This window comes from Streptomyces sp. NPDC001858 (assembly GCF_053594615.1).
The window spans coordinates 114161-133998 of record NZ_JBSFEV010000019.1 but is presented as its reverse complement, the minus strand read 5'-3'; the positions used below and the strand labels follow the sequence as shown (position 1 = coordinate 133998).

13 protein-coding genes are annotated in these 19838 nt (G+C 74.0%); 11 read left to right on the top strand and 2 right to left on the bottom strand.

What is annotated here, in order from left to right:
* Positions 1-26: 26 nt before the first annotated feature.
* Positions 27-569 (top strand): MSMEG_1061 family FMN-dependent PPOX-type flavoprotein, encoded by a 543-nt coding sequence (locus ACWCPF_RS25260; protein ID WP_451047348.1) that lies wholly within the window; start codon positions 27-29, stop codon positions 567-569.
* A gap of 143 nt (positions 570-712) precedes the next feature.
* Here ACWCPF_RS25260 and ACWCPF_RS25255 read toward each other — a convergent pair whose 3' ends face one another.
* Positions 713-5887 carry a hypothetical protein gene (locus ACWCPF_RS25255; RefSeq protein WP_451047347.1) on the bottom strand — a complete coding sequence of 1725 codons (5175 nt, stop codon included), beginning with the start codon at positions 5885-5887 and terminating at the stop codon, positions 713-715.
* A gap of 243 nt (positions 5888-6130) precedes the next feature.
* Here ACWCPF_RS25255 and ACWCPF_RS25250 point away from each other — a divergent pair, with 243 nt between their 5' ends.
* Together ACWCPF_RS25250 and gap are read left to right on the top strand one after the other, a co-directional pair.
* On the top strand, positions 6131-7087 hold the full coding sequence (locus ACWCPF_RS25250) for a GlxA family transcriptional regulator (RefSeq protein WP_451047346.1): 957 nt from the start codon (positions 6131-6133) through the stop codon (positions 7085-7087).
* Between the two features lie 268 nt (positions 7088-7355).
* The gene (gene gap / locus ACWCPF_RS25245; RefSeq protein ID WP_451047345.1) at positions 7356-8357 is read left to right on the top strand and encodes a type I glyceraldehyde-3-phosphate dehydrogenase; all 1002 of its coding nucleotides are present in this window, start codon (positions 7356-7358) and stop codon (positions 8355-8357) included.
* Here the strand turns inward: gap and ACWCPF_RS25240 are convergent.
* Positions 8351-10495 (bottom strand): FUSC family protein, encoded by a 2145-nt coding sequence (locus tag ACWCPF_RS25240; RefSeq protein WP_451047344.1) that lies wholly within the window; start codon positions 10493-10495, stop codon positions 8351-8353. The genes gap and ACWCPF_RS25240 overlap by 7 nt on opposite strands.
* A 220-nt stretch (positions 10496-10715) precedes the next feature.
* On the opposite strand from ACWCPF_RS25240, the gene ACWCPF_RS25235 reads away from it, so the two are divergent.
* The 8 genes from ACWCPF_RS25235 to ACWCPF_RS25200 all read left to right on the top strand — a co-directional run bounded on the left by ACWCPF_RS25235 (position 10716) and on the right by ACWCPF_RS25200 (position 19754).
* Complete coding sequence (locus ACWCPF_RS25235) at positions 10716-11471, top strand: NUDIX domain-containing protein (protein WP_451047343.1); 756 nt, start codon at positions 10716-10718, stop codon at positions 11469-11471.
* Positions 11468-12193 carry an alpha/beta hydrolase gene (locus tag ACWCPF_RS25230; protein ID WP_451047342.1) on the top strand — a complete coding sequence of 242 codons (726 nt, stop codon included), beginning with the start codon at positions 11468-11470 and terminating at the stop codon, positions 12191-12193. The genes ACWCPF_RS25235 and ACWCPF_RS25230 overlap by 4 nt, the downstream gene beginning before the upstream one ends.
* 229 nt (positions 12194-12422) lie before the next feature.
* On the top strand, positions 12423-12599 hold the full coding sequence (locus ACWCPF_RS25225) for a hypothetical protein (protein ID WP_451047341.1): 177 nt from the start codon (positions 12423-12425) through the stop codon (positions 12597-12599).
* Between the two features lie 58 nt (positions 12600-12657).
* Complete coding sequence (locus ACWCPF_RS25220; protein ID WP_451047340.1) at positions 12658-12951, top strand: hypothetical protein; 294 nt, start codon at positions 12658-12660, stop codon at positions 12949-12951.
* 96 nt (positions 12952-13047) lie between these two features.
* On the top strand, positions 13048-14229 hold the full coding sequence (locus ACWCPF_RS25215; protein WP_451047339.1) for an ROK family protein: 1182 nt from the start codon (positions 13048-13050) through the stop codon (positions 14227-14229).
* A 77-nt stretch (positions 14230-14306) separates the two neighbouring features.
* Complete coding sequence (locus ACWCPF_RS25210; protein WP_451047338.1) at positions 14307-16148, top strand: alpha-galactosidase D; 1842 nt, start codon at positions 14307-14309, stop codon at positions 16146-16148.
* 55 nt (positions 16149-16203) lie between these two features.
* Positions 16204-18561 carry a glycosyl hydrolase family 95 catalytic domain-containing protein gene (locus ACWCPF_RS25205; protein WP_451047337.1) on the top strand — a complete coding sequence of 786 codons (2358 nt, stop codon included), beginning with the start codon at positions 16204-16206 and terminating at the stop codon, positions 18559-18561.
* The gene (locus ACWCPF_RS25200) at positions 18558-19754 is read left to right on the top strand and encodes an SGNH/GDSL hydrolase family protein (protein ID WP_451047336.1); all 1197 of its coding nucleotides are present in this window, start codon (positions 18558-18560) and stop codon (positions 19752-19754) included. Before ACWCPF_RS25205 ends, ACWCPF_RS25200 begins: the two co-directional genes overlap by 4 nt.
* Positions 19755-19838: the final 84 nt, after the last annotated feature.

Below are 19838 nucleotides of genomic sequence, written 5' to 3'. Positions count from 1 at the left end.
CTAACTTCTAGTAGGCTGCCCGGTCTATGACCATGTCTGCACGGGGGGTCGGCTTGTCCGGGACGGTCGAGTTGGGTTCGGCGGCGGAACTGCGCGCGTTGCTGGGGGAGCCCCAGTCGCTCGTGATCGACAAGGTGCAGCAACGGCTCACCGACGGCGACCGGGACATCCTCGCCCGCTCGCCGTTCTGTCTCCTCGCCACCTCCGACAGTCGCGGCAACTGCGATGTCTCGCCCCGCGGGGACGGTCCCGGCTTCACCCATGTCGTCGGCCCCTCGACCCTGGCGTTGCCGGACCGGCCCGGCAACCGCCGGGCCGACAGCCTGCACAACATCCTGGACAACCCGCACGCCGGGCTGCTCTATCTGGTCCCCGGCAGCGGCGAAGTGCTCCGCGTCAACGGACGGGCCCGGATCCTCACCGACGCCCCGTTCTTCGACGACCTGGCCGATCGCGGCCGACGGCCGTTGCTCGCACTGGAGTTGGAGATCGACGAGATCTTCCTGCACTGCCCGAACTCGCTGCGCCGCTCCGGGCTGTGGAATCCGGCCTCCTGGTCCGAGGGGTAACGCGGACATGGCGGTTCACCCCGAGCGTGGGAGACCACGCCGGCCTGATGACGGCCGTCATCGGCACGCCCTACTTCCTGTACCTGCTGATCCGCACCCGCCGCCTGCGGACACCCTCCGGCTGACCCTCGGGTGGCGATCCGTCAGGCGCCCGCCGTCAGCCGGCCGTCCGGGTCCCGCAGCCGTCCGGCGTTCGCCGCGTCGGCCAGCAGGCGGCGCACCGCGGGGGCGGGCATCCGGACGACGACCGGCTCCGGCAGGGTGACGTCCTGCACGGCTGTAGAGCCCCGCCCCGACACACGGTCGGCGAGCTGCGCCACCACCCGCACGTCCAGCGTGAACTGCACCAGCACCGACGCGAACTTGGGCTTGTGCAGCGGCATCGAGCCGGCCGCGTTCGCGGCCGTGTCGGTGGCGCTGCCGCTGCCGTCCATGACGCCGAGGAACTGGTTCATCCGGAACTCGTCGGCGTTGAGGGTGCCCGCGCCGAACAGACCGCGCGCCGACTTGCCGTGCTCGTTCGCCTGCTGCCCGTCGCCGCCGGTCGGGCGGGGCGCGTCCAGCCCGCTCTGCGCGACGGTCTCGAAGGTCATCTTGTCGCCGACGTCCAGCACCCGGCCGGCGCGCAGCCGGGCGTGCAGCGAGGCGTGCAGGTCCTGGCCGGTCGCGCCGGTCGCGTGCACCGGCGGGAGGTCGACGCCCGCGGCCGTCAGCAGCGGCAGCGCCGCGATCAGCCACTCCGTGGAGACGGCCTCGCGCAGCAGATGGAAGGCCGCCTCGCCGCTCGTGCGGAACCGCGCGTTCCCGCCCGCCCGCCGCACCGCGTCGTCCACCGCCTGCTGCACCCTCGGCGTCCCCTGGAACCCGTTGACCTGCGCCTCCATCGGCAGCCGCACCCCGGCCCCGCGCCACGGGCCGAGCCGGTCCGCGCCGGCCTCCGTCGCGGCGGCGGCGTGCGCGCCGGCCTGCTGGGGCGGCACCGGCGCGAGCCGCGACAGCGCGCGCAGATCCGCGGCCAGGACACGGTGCGTCAGGCTGAGGCCGGCCAGCCGGTCGAGCGCGATCCGGCGATTGCCCGAGAACACCTCCAGCCGCGCCTCGATCGGCACGTTCATCCGGGCCGACGGCGCGGCCGACGCCTCCGCGACGGTCTTCACGCCCAACTGGGCCCGCCCGACGCTCACCGAGCGGCGCGAGTCGCTCGACGACACGCCGAGACCCGCGGCCGCGCCCGCGCTCTTCAGCTGCCCCGCGCCGCCGTCGGGCTTCCCGGAACCGGCGACGACGGCCTCGACGCCCCGCGTGTCGCTCTCGTCGTGGGCGTCGGCCCGCTGCGCGGCGGCGGAGGTGATGTACTCCATGTCCCGGCCGTCGGAGGCCGTGTCCAGATAGGTGCCCCGCCCGGTCCGGCGGATGCTGAACACCGCCCGGTAGGGCCGCTTGCGCCCGTCGAACAGTTCGACGCCCACACCGCCGTCCATCGCGCTCGACAGCAGCCCCGCGGAGCCGTCCCGGTCGAGGACGCGCAGCAGCCGCTGCACGTTGTGGTTGCGGTCCTTCAGGTGCGTGCGCGGCAGCAGGTCGTCGGCGAGGGAGGCGTCCAGCCGGCCGCGGATCCCGTCCAGCAGGGGCACGAAATCGGGCAGGTCCTCGATCATGCCGAAGCCGAGCGGGAGACTCCGGGCCAGCCCGGGGGCCGGCGGCGCGTCCGCCGGGGCGCCGCCGGAGGCCTCCGCGACGTCCCCTTCGGCCGCGCGCGCCTTCCCGGTCCGCGCGGTCCCGCCGTCGCCCCTGGCCGCCGCCTCGGCACCCGAGCCGGAGGCCGTGTCCGTGCGCCGCTCCTCGCCGGGCACGGTCAGCCCGGCCGCCCGCAGCTGGGGCGCGGTCAGCCACACGGAGACGGCGGCCGGGACCGTACGGCCGCCGCGTGCCACGTACGGGCCGCCGCCCGTCACCGCGACCTCCGCGACCATCCGGACCACCAGGTCGCACTGGACCAGATAGAGCGGGCTCTTGCGCGAGGTGTGCGCGTTGCGCTCCACCGTGCCGGCGAGAGTGGCGGCCGTGGTGTCGCCGCTGCCGAGCGTGCGGCCGGCCGAGACGCCCTCGGCGATCCGCCACTCGGCGCCGTTCTCCGCGCCCGTCAGACCGCCCTGCACGGTGGTGCTCCGGCTCTTGCCCTCCTGGCCGGTCACCTGGTGCCCGCCCAGCACGAAGGTCTCGGTGCCCGCACCGGTGCCCTGGTGCACGACCCGCGGCGCGGTCAGCGCGAACCGGGTGCCGACCGCCCCGTTCAGCTCGGCGAGCCGACGCGCGTACCGCAGGTTCTGCACCACCCAGCCCGCGGAGACCGCCTGCCGCAGCGCCGCCGTCACGGCCTGCGGGCTGAACCGCTCCTCCACCGCGAGCCGCGGCGCGAGGCCCTCCGTCTCCAGCGCCCGGTCCCTGCGCGGACGCTGCCCGGCCTCCACCTGGTTGCGGGCGGCGGCCCGCGACAGCAGATCGAACGCCAGCTCCCGCACCTGCCGCCCGTCGCCGACGGTCTCCACCAGCGTCCAGTCGCGCACGCCCCCGCCGCCCAGCGCCTCGGGCGTCAGACCGGCCAGGTCGCCGATGCCCGCGGCCCCGAACTGCGCGCGCACATCGAGGTGTTGAGCCTTGCGTGAGGTGGTGGCGGTGTCCAGCCGCTGCTTGGCGGCGTCGTCCATGGTGAACGCGGTGGGCGTCAGCAGCCGTACGTCCTGGGCGTCGAACGGAAGCGTCGCGATGTCCTCGGGCGTGGGCACGTCCCGGCCCGTCGAGCCCGGCGTGAGGGTACGGGTGACCTTCCGCTCGCGGCTCGTCATCGTGACGCCGACGCCCAGGCTCAACGCCCCGCCGAACACGCTCGCGGTCTCGGAGCCGTTGGTGAGGACGTCGGTGCGCAGGGTCGGCCCGGCCTGGCCGCGCCGGGTCGTCGTACGGCCCTTCTCGGCCCGCGCCGACGCGGTCAGGGCGCCGGGGACCAGCCGGAACTGACCGAGCGCCATCCCGCCGATGGTCCGCGAACTGGCCCGCCCGCTCTGGACGTTGCTGGTGACACCGGCATGACTGCGCACGAGCCAGTCGCCGGTGTCGCCGAGATAGCCGGTCTCCCGCAGCGAGCCGGTGACCTTCACCTGCACATCGTGCGTGTGGAAGCGGGACTTGCGGCGCATCCGCACCCGGATGCCGGTGGACAGCAACTGGTCCTTGTTGACCCGCAGGTTGGTCTCCGACAGGGCGGCGACGAGCTCGCGGTAGTTGCGCCGCTGGACCTCGGCGTCCTGCGCGCTCGGCTCGTTCGGCCGGTCCTCGTCGCCGAAGGCGGGCAGATAGCCGACGAGCCGCTCATCGGTGGCGAACAACTGCTGCACGGCCCGCATCATCGGCGCGGTGTCCAGCCGGCTGATCGCCACGCTGGACCCCATGGCCCCGAACGGCAGATGCCGGACGACGTGCTCGGGCGGCGTACCCCCGGCCGCGGTGCTCCCCTCGGCCCGCTCGCCGCTCGTCGGCTCGTCCTGATCGACGGCCCTGGCCCTCCCCTTGCCCTTCGCGTCCCGCTTTTCCTGCTTCTCCTTTTCCTCGCGCTCGGCTTTCGTCAGCGGCCGCAGCGGCTTCTCCACGAACGGCCCGGCGGTCACGCCGTCCGGCAACGGCAGCCCCAGCTCCTGCGCCTCGTCGGCCCGCAGCGTGATCCAGACCCGCATCGAGTGCTGCCCCGTACGGCCGCCGCCCCGCGCCCGGGTGAGGGGCGAGGCCGGGCCGCTGCCCTCGACGGTGAACAGGACCGTGCCCAGATAGAGCACCTTGTCGCCGCGCACCTCCGCGCCCTGCCGACTGGACACCGTCTGCTCGGCCAGGGTGAACCGCGTCTTGCGCGCGCCGAGCACCGGCATGACGGTGCCGCGCACGGCCGCCGCGTTGGCGAGGACGCCGACCCCCAGCGCCGGGCCGATGCCGAAGGCCCCGCCGCGGCCCTTGCCCGCGGTGTCCGTCACCGCGTTCTGGGTCTGCTGGTGGGTGCGTAACTGCGTCTTGCCGGTGGACCAGCCGGGGGCCAGCTCGGTGATCGCGGCCCGCATCCGGTAGGTGCCCGTGGTGCTGCCGTCCCGGCTGGTCAGATCCTCGCCCACCACTCCGTCGCGCAGCAGCCGGGGCAGGTCCTCCAGGACCGTCGCGGTGGCGGTGGCCTCGTACAGCCGGGCCCGGCCGGGGGCTCCGGGCCCGGTGAGAGACGGGTGCAGGGCGGCGGCGACCGCGTCGAACAGCCCGCCGCCGCCCTGCTGGGGGGCGGCCTCGTCCGCGACGGCGAGCGGCGCCATGGAGTCGGCCAGCGAGACCGCCCGTGCGGTGTCGGCCGGCACCGGAACCGGCGCCGGCGGGGCGTCGGCGGTGACCGGCACCAGATGCTCCACCGGCACCCGCATGGTGAGCGAACCGGCCCCGCTGAACCGCTGGGCGGAGCGCGCGCCGTCCTTCTTGACCCGCACGCCGTAGCGCACCCGGCGCGGCACCTCGATGGACCCCTTGTCGCTGCGCAGCACGCGCGGCTCCGCCGTGCCGAGCTGGGCGCGCGAGTCCCGGGACGACTGGAAGGGCTGGGCGTTGACGGTGGCCGCCGCCCCCGCCCAGAGGGCCGGCGCCACCGGGGCCAGCCCGAACGCGGTGAACGACACGCCCTTCGACGCGGACGAGCCCACACTGTGCGCGACAGCGGTGGAGGAGTTGTGCTGCACGTCCACCTTGGTCGCCGCGCCCTCGGCGTCGGGGCCCGCGGCGGAGAACACGGGCGGCCGGTCGTCGGCGGCGGGGGAGACGGTCACCGTGACGTCGTAGCGGTCGGTGCCCCGCGGCCCGGTGACGGCGAAGGCCCGCCCACGCCCGTAGAACGACTCGGGCCGCCCGGCCAGCTCCGCCCCGATCTCGGCGACGACGCCGTCGCGGCGGCCGATCTGCTCGGCCAGGGTGGCCGTGACGAACTCATGGCCGGTGAGCGCGTAGGCCGTCGACAGCCCTCCCGCCTCCATGGACCGCAGATACGGCGGGAGTTCCAGGGCCGTCTCCGCCGCCTCCTCGACGACGTCCAGCACCGGCGGCCGGCGGCGGGCGGCGGCGGTGGGTCCCGGCCCGTTCAGCGCCGCGACGGTCGCCGCGTTGCCCGCGCTCTGCTGGAGCCCCAGCAGAGGGTTCGGCCCACTGCTGCGACCTGGCGCCCAGGGCGCACGCGTCGCCAGCGGGGACCGCTCACGGGCACTGCTGTGACGGTCGTCGCCCGCCTGCCGATGATCTCGCACGCGCGTCAGCGTAAGGAGCGGCGAACGCCCCGGCGGGCGTCGCACGAAGTGTTCAACTTCCGTATGCCTCAAGGTCGTCGACCACGACGAAGGCCTGCTCCGGCGGGGGTGGCCGCCCCTGACACGAGGCCACCCCCGGGTGGGGCGCGGCAGAGCCTAACCCCGTCCGCCATGTCAGGTCTATGCCAATGCAGGGCCGGGTTTCCGCGAAGCCGGGCTCCGCGCCCCCGTACCCTGTTGCGGGTGTCGTCCTCCCGCCTCCGACGTGTCGCCGTCCTCGTGCTCGAAGGGGCCAAGCCGCTCGACGTCGGCATCCCCGCGCAGGTCTTCACGACCCGCGCCAGCATGCCGTACGAAGTACGGGTGTGCGGGGCCGCGCGCGGCCTGGTGACCGGCGGCGACGGACTGTCGTACCACGTCGCCCACGGCCCCGAGGCGCTCGAATGGGCCGAGATCGTCTTCATCCCCGGCTACCGCTTCCCCGACCGCGAAGACCCGCCGCGGGTGGTCGTCGACGCGCTGCTCGCCGCCCATGCCCGCGGCGCCCGGCTGGCCGCCATCTCGACCGGGGCGTTCGCGCTCGCCGCCACCGGCCTGCTCGACGGCAGACGCGCCACCACGCACTGGCACTACACCCGGGCGCTGGCGGCCAAGCACCCGCTCGTCAAGGTCGACGAGAACGTCCTGTTCGTCGACGAGGGCAGCGTGCTGACCTCGGCCGGCGCCGCCTCCGGCATCGACCTGTGCCTGCACATCCTGCGCCGCGACCTCGGCGTCGCCGCCTCCAACCACGCCGCCCGCCGGCTGGTCGCGGCCCCCTACCGCAGCGGCGGCCAGGCGCAGTACGTGCCCCGCAGCGTGCCGGAGCCGATCGGCGAGCGGTTCGCCGCCACCCGGGAGTGGGCCCTGCACCGGCTCGGCGAACCCCTCACCCTGGAGGCGCTCGCCCGGCACGCGGCGGTCTCCGAGCGCACCTTCTCGCGCCGCTTCGTCGAGGACACCGGATACACACCGATGCAGTGGGTCATGCGCGCCCGCCTCGACGCCGCCCGTGAGCTGCTCGAACGGTCCGAACGCGGCGTCGAGCAGATCGCGGGCGACGTCGGGCTCGGCACCGGGGCGAACCTGCGGATGCACTTCCAGCAGATCCTCGGCACCACACCGAGCGAGTACCGGCGCACCTTCACCCAGGGCGAATAAGCGGGTCGGGCGAGGTCGGCTGCGGTTCGGCAGTGCCCTGAAGGGGCGCGGGGCGCTGACATGTGCGGCTCCGCCGCGCGGGCGCGACCGGCCACCACGGCGCCGCAGCGGAACGACGGCACATCGCGGCACGTCCAGCGGAGCGCCCAGCGGGGACGCCCGCGGGGCCGGCGGGACTGGCGGGATCCTTGCGAACCATGGCGCTCACGCCCTGGCCAGGGGAGCGGCTCGCGCGCGAGGCTGGTGACGAACCGAAGGGACACCACTCATGACTCGCATCGCCGTCAACGGATTCGGCCGCATCGGACGCAACGTGCTGCGCGCGCTTCTCGAACGCGACAGCGACCTCGAGATCGTCGCCGTGAACGACCTCACCGCCCCCACCGCCCTCGCGCAGCTGCTCGCCTTCGACTCGACGTCCGGCCGGCTGGGCCGACCGGTCACCATCGAGGACGGCGACACGCTCGTCGTCGACGGCCGCCGCATCAAGGTGCTCGCCGAGCGCGAGCCCGCGCAGCTGCCGTGGGCCGAGCTCGAGGTCGACATCGTGCTGGAGGCGACCGGCCGGTTCACCTCCGCCAAGGCGGCCCGCGCCCACCTCGACGCGGGCGCGAAGAAGGTCCTCGTCAGCGCGCCCTCGGACGGCGCCGACGTCACGCTCGCGTACGGGGTCAACACCGACGCCTACGACGCCGAGCTGCACACGATCGTCTCGAACGCCTCGTGCACCACCAACGCGCTCGCGCCGCTGGCCGCCGTCCTCGACGAGCTCGCCGGCATCGAGCACGGGTTCATGACGACCGTGCACGCGTACACGCAGGAGCAGAACCTCCAGGACGGTCCGCACCGCGACCCGCGCCGCGCCCGCGCCGCCGGCGTCAACATCGTGCCGACCACGACCGGCGCCGCCAAGGCGATCGGCCTCGTGCTGCCGAACCTCGAGGGCAAGCTGTCGGGCGACTCGATCCGGGTGCCCGTCCCGGTGGGCTCGATCGTCGAGCTGAACACCACCGTCGCCCGCGACGTGACCCGTGAGGACGTGCTCGCCGCGTACCGCACCGCCGCCGAGGGCCCGCTGGCCGGCGTCCTCGAATACTCGGAGGACCCGCTGGTCTCGTCGGACATCGTGGGCAACCCCGCCTCCTCGATCTTCGACTCGGCCCTCACCCGCGTCGAAGGCCGCCACATCAAGGTGGTCGCTTGGTACGACAACGAGTGGGGCTTCTCCAACCGGGTGATCGACACCCTGGAGCTGCTCGCCGGTCACTGACCAGGCAGCGCCGCAGGCGGGCCTGACGGGTGGCCGGTGCCGGCCCGGAGGTCCGCCGCGAGCGCGTCGAGCCACACCTCGACGTCGCTCAGCAGCGTCAGCACCGGCGGCGGCGCCCCGGACGTCAGGGACGGCGGCGGCGCCGGCCGGACCCGCAGGCCGCCCGGGGGGAACTCCGCCGCCCGGACGGCGGCCGCCTCCACCGCCTCGCCCACGTCCCGGACCCAGGTACGGGCGGCGGCGGGCACCTCCTGCGCACGGGCCGTCCGGGGCAGCCAGTAGGCGCCCATCAGGACGCGGGCGCCGAAGTTCAGCACGGCGAGATAGTCGTGCTCGGTCCCGGGCGCGGACGCAGCGGGCTCGGTGCGGTACTGCGCGTACGAGCCCTCCGCCATGCGCAGCCGGTGCCGGGCCGGCCGCAGCGCCTGATCGGCGGGATCGCCGCCCTCGGCCGGTACGCGACCGGTCGTCGCCTCGGTGGTCGCCCGGACCAGGGGCGCGGCGGCCCGGAGCAGCGCCGCCATGCTGCGCCGGGTCTCGGCGCGGGCCCCGAAGGGCCAGGCGAGCACCCCGCACAGCAGCCCGACCGCGCTCCCGGTCAGCACATCGACGACCCGCAGCTCCGCGAGCCGCCAGGTCACGGGCGCGAGCTGGGCGAACGCCACGGACACCACCAGGGTGAACAGCCCCTGCGCCCAGGCCGGCCCCTCCAGCGGCCCCACGGTGAACGCCACCAGCATCGTCGGGACGAGCAGCGCCGCGTACACCTCGGTGGCGTCGCCCGCCCCGATCAGGAGCAGGCCGGCGGCCAGCGCGCCCGCGAGCGTGCCCACGACGGCCGCGCGGACGGTGGACCAGGTGGCGAGCGCCGTGGTACGCCCCAGGGTCAGCACGGCCAGCAGCACCCAGAAACCGTGCGAGAGGTCCAGCGAGCCCGCCACCAGCCGGGCGAGCGCGAGACCGAGCGCGGTGCGCAGCGCGTTCTGGAAGCCGACGGAGCGCCGCGTGAGGTGCCCGGCGAGGCGGATGCCGAAGAGCCGGACCGTCGAGGTCCGGGCGTACCAGAACTGCTCCCGGGGCAGACCGCGCACCGGCTGACGGCCGCCGAACGCCAGCGCGACCGCCGTGCGCACGATCACCGCCGACACCGCGACCGTCAGCACGGTCGACTGCCGCAGCAGCACCTCGTGCCGACGATCCCCGCGCCCCGACGCCGTCGTCCCCGCCGCCTCTGACGTCGGTGCGTCGCGCGCGGCCAGGAACTCGGCGATCATCTCCTCCAGCAGCCCGGGCCCGGCCCCGGGGTGGGCCCGGCGCAGCGAGCCGGCCGTCTCGGCGCACTCCGCCGCCGTGCCGCGCAGGAGGCTCTGCGCGGCCAGGTCCGCGGGCGCGGCGGGCAGCGCGGTGAGGGCGGCCAACTGGTCCACGAGACGCCGGGTCGCGGAACCGGCGTCGGCCAGCGCCCGGTCCGTCCGCCCCGCTCCGGTCGGACGAGCGCCGGGAGGCTGCCGCGAGAACCGCAGGTCCCGGCCCGCCGCCCGCAGCCGTTCGGCCAGTCCGGGCTCGGGGACCCCGGCGCGCAGCAGCGACCCGGCCGCCCGGGCCGCGAGCTCCAGCGTGTCGGCGAGCCGGTCGCGGTAGGCCGGATCCGATTCGTGCGCGGTGACCGCCACCTCGCACAGGACAAGCGCCGCGCCGCCGATCGCGACGCCGGTCAACCGCTCGGGCAGCGTCTCGGGGGCGAAGGGCGGGAAGCACGCCAGGATGTAGAACAGCAGCAGCCCGGGCACGGTGCCGGACAGCCGCGGTCCGCACACCGCGCCGAACCGCAGCCCGAACCCGACGAGCAGCATCCCCGCCACGGCCGGCCAGGTCCCCACGGCGAGGGCGGTGCCCAGGGCGGTGAGGACGGCGGCCGCAGGCAGGGCGGCCAGCACCGTCGCGGCGCGCCGCCGCCCGGATCCGGGCACGGGCGACAGGACGCCGAACGCGATGGGCGTGAACAGCCCGTAGACCGCGGTCACCGGCTGATCGAGCACGTACGCCGCCGGATAGAACCCCGCCGCGGCGGCGACCGTGACCCGAGCCGCACGCCGGCCCGCCCCGACGGACTCGGCGAGCGACGGCCGCTTCGGCACCAGGTCTCCTCTCCGCGCGCGCCCCCGGGATCATCCGCAACTTCAGTGTCGCGCGGGTCGGGTGATCACGCAGTCGGGCGGCCCCGACGCGCGCCGCCGGCCGCCGACCCCGACACCGCTGACGTGACGTCACATACGGTTCTCCGCACGGATGGCCGCCGACAGCCGCCACGACGCGGCCGACCGCCGACGCCCTGCCTCCGGCTCCTACGATGGCCGGGTGACGAAGGCCCCGAAAGCCCCGACCTCCGCCGGTGTCGATCTCTTCGACGCTCCCCGGCTTCGGCTGGTGGAGGCCGCTCCGCCCCGTCTGTCGCCCGCGGACGAGGCGGCACGGGACCGTGTCTGGCGGCAGGCGGTCGAGGCCAACCCCGACCTGTTCGACGGCCCCGTGGTCGCGTGCGCGGGCGCGGCCTGGGAGGGGCCGCACCGTCTCGTCCTGTCCTGGACGCGGGTGACCTACCGGCACTACGCGCTGCGCCGGGTGCCGGGCAACCGGGCCTGGCTGCCCTCCCTGTTCGTGTACGTCGTCCAGCCCACCGACGACGGCAGGATGCTGGTCGCGCGGATGTCGTCGTCGACCTCCCACCCCGGACGGTGGCAGCTGCCGGGCGGCTCCGTCGAGCCTCCGCCGGACGGCGCGGAACTCGACGAGGAGGCCCTGCGCGCCCACGCCGCGCGCGAGCTGGTCGAGGAGACCGGCGTCGACCTCCCGGCCCGGCAGCTCCCGCTGTGGGCGGTCACCCGCGGCGCGCACCGCAGCATCGGCCTCGCCCATCTCGCCCCGCCGCGTCCGGCGCGCGAGCTGCGCGCGGCCTTCGAGGCCATGACGGCCGCCGAACGGACCGCGGGGCGCGCCCCGGAACTGGACCGCATTACCCTGGTGAGCTGCCCGGCCGAGCTGGCCGGACTGGCGGGTCCCCACGTGGACTACCTGGAGCCCATCGTCCGCCGCTACACGGACACGGCCAGGTGAGAGAGGCGGCGGGCGAGTTGAGCGAACGAGGAGCCGTCGAGGCGGCCGGAACCGCCCTGGTGGTGCGGCACCGACCGGCGGCCCCGCCGGGCGCCGCGGTCGTGGTCCTGCACGGCGGCCGCGAACACGGCCGGCAGCCGTCGCGGGCCTGGCACGCGGCCGCCCTGCGCATGCGTCCCGTCCTGCGGGCGGCCGTCGCCGCGACGGACCGTCAGGACGTCCTCGTCGCCGAGGTGCGCTACCGCTATCGCGGCTGGAACGCGACCGCCGACCCGGTGCACGACGCCGCACGGGCGCTCGACGAGCTGCGAAGGCTCGCGGGCGAGGTGCCCGTGACCCTGGTCGGGCACTCCATGGGCGGCCGAGCGGCGCTGCGGGCGGCGGCCGACCCCGCCGTGCACGGCGTGCTCGCGCTCGCCCCGTGGTGCCCGCCCGACGAACCCGTGGCCCACCTCGGCGGGACGCGGATCGTCGTCCTGCACGGAGACCGCGACCGGGTCACCGCTCCCGGGGACTCCGCCGACTACGTCCGACGGGCGCGGGGGACGGCGGCCCAGGCCGGCCTCGTCCTCGTCCGCCGGGGCGATCACGCGATGCTGCGGCGCGGCGGCGACTGGCACCGCGCCACCGGCGCGATCGTCGCCCAACTGCTGCGCCCCGAACCGGTCCGTGAGGGACTCGCCGGCCAGGCCTGCGCGGCGGACGGCCCCTTGCCGTGGTAGGGCCCGGCGCAGTCCGCGCCGGCCTCCCCGTGGCCCCTTGCGCCACCTGGTCGCCCGCACCGTGCCGCATCAGGGACAATATGAGGGTGCCGTCGCCGGCGATCGAGCTGTCGAATCGTCAAGCGACGTCACGGAAGCGCCGATTCGTCCCGTCGGATCGTCGGCCGTGTCCGAAGCAAGTCCTGCCGTGTCGGCCCGCCCGACCGTCGATGAAAGCAGAGCCTCCCCGGTGACACCCGTCTTCGACGACACCCCGATCTACCACCGCCTCATCACCGAACGCGGTGACATTCCCGCCCAGGTGCGCGGCGAGGCCGAACGGATCAAGCGCGACCTGGACCGCGTCATGAGCGCCCCGTCCTCCTTCACTCCCGGCCTGCCTGCGCCGCGGGGGTTCTTCGGCTGACCGCACCCCTGAGCCGAGGAGAAGGCCCGTTGTCAGTGCCGTGCTGAAGGATGCGCGGGTGAGATCAACTTCGCCACAGGCACTCGACGTTCTGCGCATCGTCTCCGATCCGCGCACACCCGTGTTCGTCACCGAGTACGCCGGTGGACGGCGGGTGTACGGCTACTGGCGGCCGTTGGACGCCGTCGGCGGCCGGGGCGGCTGCTATGTGGCGCTGTCCACCGCCGAGTGCGACGAGCTGCACCGGGCCGGGCGGATCACCCTCGGCGAGCCGGTCATGGACCCGACGAAGACGACCTATCGGGTCCGCCGCCCCGATCCTTCGTTTGCACGACAACTCCGCGTGGCTTGAGAGGCTTTGAAAGGCGGTCAGGTCTCACAGTGGGTCTTCAGGCAATTCCTGTTTCTTTCATTGACAGCAGAAAATAAGGGCCATAGGTTCCCGGCCATGCCCTCGCTCTCCCGCCCGCACCCCGCCGAGAGGTTCCCCGCCGGTACCCCGGCCGCTTCGCAGATCTTCACCACCGTGCTGTCCCAGGGGCCGCTCACCCGGCTCGAACTGGCCCGCCGGGCCGGGCTGTCCGCGGCCGCCGTCACCAAGGCGGTCCGGCCCCTGATCGAGTCGGGATACCTGGTGGAGGACGCGGACCCGGACGCGCCTCCGGCGCTCGGGCGGCCCGCGAACCTGGTCCGGGTCGACGGCGGGCGGGCCCTGTTCCTCGGGCTCAAGCTCACCGGCGACGAGATCATCGGCGTGCTCACGGACCTGCGCTGCCGGATCCTGCTCGCCCGGCACGTGCCGCTCACCGACCGGGCCCCGAAGGCCGTCCTGGTCTCGGCCGCGGAGATCGTGCGCGAACTGCTGACGGAGGCGGACGGCTACGGCGTGCGCGTCATGGGCATCGGCATCGCCGCGGCCGGCGACGTGGACCGGGCCGAGGGCGTGGTCCGCTACTCGCCGTTCCTGGAGTGGCGCGAGGTCCCGCTCGCCGAACTCGCCTCCACCGTCACCGGCCTGCCGGTCACCGTCGACAACGACGTACGGGCCCTCACCGTCGCCGAGCAGTGGTTCGGCGCCGGCGTGGGCCTGTCGGACTTCGCCGTGGTGACCGTCGGCGCGGGCATCGGCTGCGGCCTCGTGGTCCACGGCCGGGTCGTCGCCGGGGCGCACGGCGTCGCCGGAGAGATCGGCCATGTCACCGTCGACCCGAACGGGCCGCTCTGCCACTGCGGCAACCGCGGCTGCGTCGAGGCCGTCGCCGCGGACCCGGCGATCCTCGCCCGGATCCGCGAACGGACCGGCATCGAGGTCACCGGCACCGCCGAGGCCGTCGAACTCGCCCGCCGGGGCCACCCCGAGGCGCGCGAGGCGTACGCCAGGGCGGGGGAGGCGATCGGCCGCGGCATCGCCACCGTGGCCAACCTCCTCGGCCCGGAGCGGGTGGTCATCTCCGGCGAGGGCCTCGCCGCCCACGACCTGTTCGCCGAGCAGATCCGCAGCGCCTTCGCGGCGGCCGCGTTCGGCTCGGCCGCGCAGTGCGACGTCCAGACCCGTCCGCTGCCCTTCGAGGAGTGGGCGCGGGGCGCCGCGGCCACCGCCATCCAGTCCTTCATCACCGCCCCGAACTGACCGATCCGGCACCCGCACCCGCCCCCCACCGGCACCCCGCACCCCACCGTCACCCCCACCCCCAGGAGGTACGACCCATGCGGTCACCCTCGCACTCCGCCCTGCCCGCACGCGCCCTGAGCGCGGTCAGAGCCGTCAGAGCTGTCCGGGCTGCACGAGCCGTGGTCGTCCTGGCGCTCGCCGCCGGCACCGCGACCGCCGCCCCCGCGGCTCAGGCCGAGCCCCTCCCGTCCACCGCGACCGGGGTCGCAGCGAAGCCCTACATGGGCTGGTCGAGCTGGAGCATGCAGTCCTCCAAGTACCCGGGCCTGAACCCGGACGGCGACTACAGCTACCTCACCGAGGCGAACGTGCTGAAGCAGGCCGACGCCCTCGCCGCGAAGCTGAAGAAGTACGGCTACACATACGTCAACATCGACGCCGGCTGGTGGCGCGACATGGCGTGGAAGCCGGAGTTCGACCAGTACGCGCGCCAGCAGGCAGACCCGCAGCGCTTCCCCCGGGGCATGAAGGCGGTCGCCGACCACGTGCACGCCAAGGGCCTCAAGGCCGGCATCTATCTGCCCGTCGGCCTGGAGAAGGAGGCGTACGCCGACGGCAAGGCCCCGATCTGGAACGCCGACGGCTGCACCACCGCCGACATCGTGCACTCCGACCTGCGCACCACCAACGGCTGGGACAGCGCCTACAAGATCGACTTCTCCGATCCCTGCGCCCAGAAGTACATCGACTCCCAGGCCCGGATGTTCGCCGACTGGGGCTACGACTTCCTCAAGCTCGACGGCGTCGGACCCGGCTCGTTCAAGAGCGGCGACAACTACGACAACATCGCCGACGTGGCCGCCTGGCAGAAGGCGATCGCCGCCACCGGCCGCCCGATCCATCTGGAGGTGTCCTGGTCCCTCGACATCGGACACGCCGCCGACTGGAAGAAGTACAGCAACGGCTGGCGCGTGGACACCGACGTCGAGTGCTACTGCAACACCCTGGTGTCCTGGGAGAACTCGGTCGACGACCGCTTCGACGACACCCCGGCCTGGACCCGGCACGCCGGCCCCGGCGGCTGGAACGACCTCGACTCGCTCGACGTCGGCAACGGGGCGATGGACGGCCTGACCAAGGCCGAGCGGCAGACCTACGCCACCCTCTGGGCCATCGCCAAGTCCCCGCTCTACACCGGCGACGACCTCACCCGCCTGGACTCCTACGGCCTCTCCCTGCTCACCAACCGCGAGGTCATCGCCGTCAACCAGGGCGCCACACCGTCCGCGCACCCGGTGACCCCGTCCGACCCCCAGCAGGTCTGGGCCGCGAAGAACCCCGACGGCACGTACACCGTCGCCCTGTTCAACCTGGCCGACGCGCCCGCCTCGGTGAGCGCCGACTGGACGACCCTCGGCTTCACCGGCAAGGCGGCCGTCCGCGACCTGTGGAACCACGAGAACCTCGGCACGCACCAGGGCGGGATCACCCAGGCGCTGCCGGCCCACGGCTCCCGTCTGTTCACCGTCACCCCGCGCGGCGCCACGCTGACGTACACCGGCCACGAAGCCGAGGCCACGGCGAACACCCTCGCCGGGAACGCCTCCGTCGCCGACTGCTCGGCCTGCTCCGACGGCAAGAAGGTCGGCAACCTCTACCTCGGCGGCAAGCTCACCGTGAACGACGTCGTGGTCGGCAGGGCCGGCGTCTACCAGGTCAAGGTCGCCTACGTCAGCGGCGACGCCCGCTCGCTGGACGTCTCCGCGAACGGCGGCGGCGCCACCCGCCACCAGTTCCCGTCCACCGGCGACTGGGGGACCGTGTCGGTCGTCCACGTGCCGGTGACGCTCAAGGCCGGCGTCAACACGATCACTTTCGACAGCGGTTCGGGCTATGCGCCGGACATCGACCGGATCGACGTACCGAAGTCCTTCTGAACACCTTGGGGCCCGCCGTCGCCCGCGGGCCCCAGCTCAGACTTCTGGAGCCGTCATGACACCCCGCCCCAGCAGAAGAACCCTGCTCTCCCTCGCCGCGACCACCGGAGCCCTTGCCACGCTCCCGACGTTCACCGCCACCGCGGCGCCCGAGCGGCCGCCCGCAGCGGCGGTGGGGGAGAGCGACCCGCGCCACCTCCTGTGGTGGCAGGCCCCCGCCGACGACCACTCCATGATCGAACAGGGCCTGCCCGTCGGCAACGGCCGCCTCGGCGCCCTCGCCAGCAACGATCCGGGCCGCGAGCTCCTGCTGATCACCGACGCCACCCTGTGGACCGGCGGCCTCAACGACACACTGGACGCCGACGGCCAATTCCCCTACGGCCGCTCCGACTTCGGATCCTTCACCCTGCTCGCCCGGCTCACCGTGGACCTCCCCGACCACGACCTGTCCGGCGTCAACGGCTACCGTCGCACCCTCGACCTCGCCCAGGCCGTGCTCACCACGACGTACGTCCGCTCCGGCGTGACCTACCGGCGGCAGATCTTCGCCAGCCGCCCCGACGACGTGATCGTCCTGCACTTCACCCAGAGCGGCGGCGGCCGCTACACCGGATCGGTGACCCTGGACGGCGCCCACGGCGAGGCCGCAACGGGAGCCGAGTCGTTCGGCGCGGCCCTCCCGAACGGCCTGCGCTACGGCGCCGCCGTCACCGCGCACGGCAGCGGCGGCAGGGTCCGGGTGAACGGGACCCGGATCGACTTCACGGGCTGCACCGACCTCACGGTGGTGGTCAGCGGCGGCACCGACTACGCGCCCGACGCCGAGGCGAACTACCGCGACCCGTCGCTCGATCCGCGGAAACTGTCCCGGACGAAGGTGCGCGCGGCCGCCGCCCACCCCGTCGGCACACTGCTGCGCACCCATGTCGCCGACCATCAGGCCCTCTACGGCCGACTCGACCTCTCGCTCGGCGAGTCGACCGCCGAACAGCGCTCACTGGACACCTGGCAGCGCCTCACCGCACGCGCCCGCGACACCACGCCGGACCCCGAACTCGAAGCCGCCTACCTCCAGTTCGGCCGCTATCTGATGATCTCCGGATCCCGTGGCAGCCTCCCGCTCAACCTCCAGGGACTGTGGCTCGACGGCAACGACCCGGACTGGATGGGCGATTACCACACCGACATCAACCTCCAGATGAACTATTGGATGGCCGACCGCACGGGCCTTTCCCCGTGCTTCGACGCCCTCACCGACTACTGCGTCGCCCAACTGCCCTCCTGGACCGCCCTCACCCGCACCCTGTTCGACGATCCCCGCAACCGCTACCGCAACTCCAGCGGCAAGAACGCCGGTTGGACCATCGCCATCTCCACCAACCCGCACGGCGGCATGGGCTGGTGGTGGCACCCCGCAGGCAACGCCTGGCTGGCCAACACCCTCTGGGAACACTACGAGTTCACCCGCTCGCGCACCCATCTGGCCAGGATCTACCCGCTGTTGAAGGGCGCCTGCGCATTCTGGGAGGCACGGCTGCTGCCGAAGACCCTCCCCGGCTCGGCACGAGAGGTCCTCGTCGCCGACAGCGACTGGTCGCCCGAACACGGCCCGCTCGATGCCCAGGGCATCACCTACGCCCAGGAACTGGTGTGGGAGCTCTTCGGCCACTACGGCGAGGCCGCCGCGGAACTGGGCGAGGACGCGGCCTACGCCGACACCATCGCCGGCCTGCGCAAGCGGCTGTACCTGCCCGAGGTGAGCCCCAGGACCGGCTGGCTGCAGGAATGGATGTCCCCCGACAACCTCGGCGAGACCACCCACCGCCATCTCTCCCCGCTGGTCGGCCTCTTCCCCGGCGACCGGATCCGACCCGACGGATCCACCCCGAAGGACATCGTCGACGGCGCCACCGCCCTCCTCACCGCGCGCGGCATGCACAGCTTCGGCTGGGCGAACGCCTGGCGGGCCCTGTGCTGGGCCCGCCTGAAGAACGCGGAGAACGCCTACGAACTGGTCATGGCCAACCTGCGCCCGTCGACGGGCGGCGGCAACGGCACCGCCTTCAACCTGTTCGACGTCTACGAGGTCGAACCGGGCCGGGGCATCTTCCAGATCGACGCCAACTTCGGCACGCCCGCCGCGATGACCGAGATGCTCCTGTACTCCCGCCCCGGACACCTGGAACTCCTGCCCGCCCTGCCCGCCGCCTGGGCCGCCGCCGGACATGTCACCGGCCTGCCCGCACGCGGCGGTTTCGTCGCCGACCTGCGCTGGCGCGACGGCATGCCCACCTCGCTGCGGCTGCGCAGCGTCGGCGGCCGCACCACGACGGTGGCGTACGCGGGGACCTCCCGGACCGTGGACCTGCGGCCCGGGGAGTCCGTCACGCTGAAGGGCTTCACCCGATGACGGCCCGTCGCTCGCCGGTGCGGCTGCTCGTCGCCGTCCTGTCGGCCGTCGCCCTGCTCCAGGCCGTCCCGGCGGCCCACGCGGCCGAACCCCGGCACGACGTCATCACCTGGGGCGCGTCCGCCGACCGGGTCGGGGAGGGCGTCGCCGACCGCGGCTACCGGCTCGTCGTGCGCACCAGCGTTGGCGGCAGCGATCTGCGGATCCGGCTGACCAACGCCTTCGGCGACCGCCCGGTGACCTTCGACAGCGTCTACGCGGGTGTGCGGCGGCAGGGCGCGGCGCTGGTGCCCGGGAGCAACCGGCGGCTGAGCTTCGGCGGCGCGGACTCCGTCACGATCCCCGCCGGCGGCACCGCGCTGAGCGACGCGCTGCCCGGCAGCCTGCCCGCCGCGACCGACCTGACGGTCAGCCTGCACTCACCGGACGCGGCGGGCCCGGCGAGCGGCCACGGGATGGCCATGCAGACCTCGTACACCGCCCAGGGCGACCACACCGCCGAGGAGAGCGCCGAACGGTGGACAGGCGCGATCGGTTCGTGGTTCTACCTCGACGCCGTCTCCGTGCGCGCGAACGCGTCGACCGGCGCGGTGGTCGCGCTCGGCGACTCCATCACCGACGGCTGGCAGTCGACGTCCGATCTCGCCCGCCGCTGGCCCGACTACCTCGCCCGCCGGCTGCAGCAGGCGAACACCACGGTCAAGGGGGTGGCGAACGCGGGGATCTCCGGCAACAAGGTCCTCGCGGACGGAGCCGGCCAGAGCGCGCTGAACCGGCTCCAGCGGGACGTGCTGTCCCATCCGGGCGTACGCACGGTGTTCCTCTTCGAGGGCGTGAACGACATCAAGGCCCACACCGGAGTGACGGCCCAGGACCTGATCGCGGGCTACCGGGAGATCGTCCGCCGGGTGCACGCGGCCGGCAAGTGCGTCGTCGGCGCCACCGTGGGCCCCTTCGAGGGCTGGTCGGAGTGGGACCCGGCCGCCGAGTCCGTCCGTCAGGAGGTCAACGCGTTCCTGCGCACCGGCGGGGAGTTCGACGCCGTCGCCGATTTCGACCGCATCCTGCGCAGCCCCTACAACCCGCAGCGGATCCTGCCCTTCTTCGACGGCGGCGACCATCTGCACCCCAACGACAAGGGGATGCAGGCGATGGCCGACGCGGTGGACCTCACGGCACTCGACTGCGCTTGATACCCCGCCCGGTCGGTGCACACCCGCATAGCGCGCACGCGGGCGACGCACGCCCGGGCGGCGGACGTCCAGGCTGAGGGGGCG

Coding starts and splice junctions, on each gene's coding strand:
- ACWCPF_RS25260 (WP_451047348.1), top strand. CDS start 27: ATGACCATGTCTGCACGGGGGGTCGGCTTGTCCGGGACGGTCGAGTTG.
- gap (WP_451047345.1), top strand. CDS start 7,356: ATGACTCGCATCGCCGTCAACGGATTCGGCCGCATCGGACGCAACGTG.
- ACWCPF_RS25215 (WP_451047339.1), top strand. CDS start 13,048: ATGCCCTCGCTCTCCCGCCCGCACCCCGCCGAGAGGTTCCCCGCCGGT.
- ACWCPF_RS25210 (WP_451047338.1), top strand. CDS start 14,307: ATGCGGTCACCCTCGCACTCCGCCCTGCCCGCACGCGCCCTGAGCGCG.
- ACWCPF_RS25205 (WP_451047337.1), top strand. CDS start 16,204: ATGACACCCCGCCCCAGCAGAAGAACCCTGCTCTCCCTCGCCGCGACC.
- ACWCPF_RS25200 (WP_451047336.1), top strand. CDS start 18,558: ATGACGGCCCGTCGCTCGCCGGTGCGGCTGCTCGTCGCCGTCCTGTCG.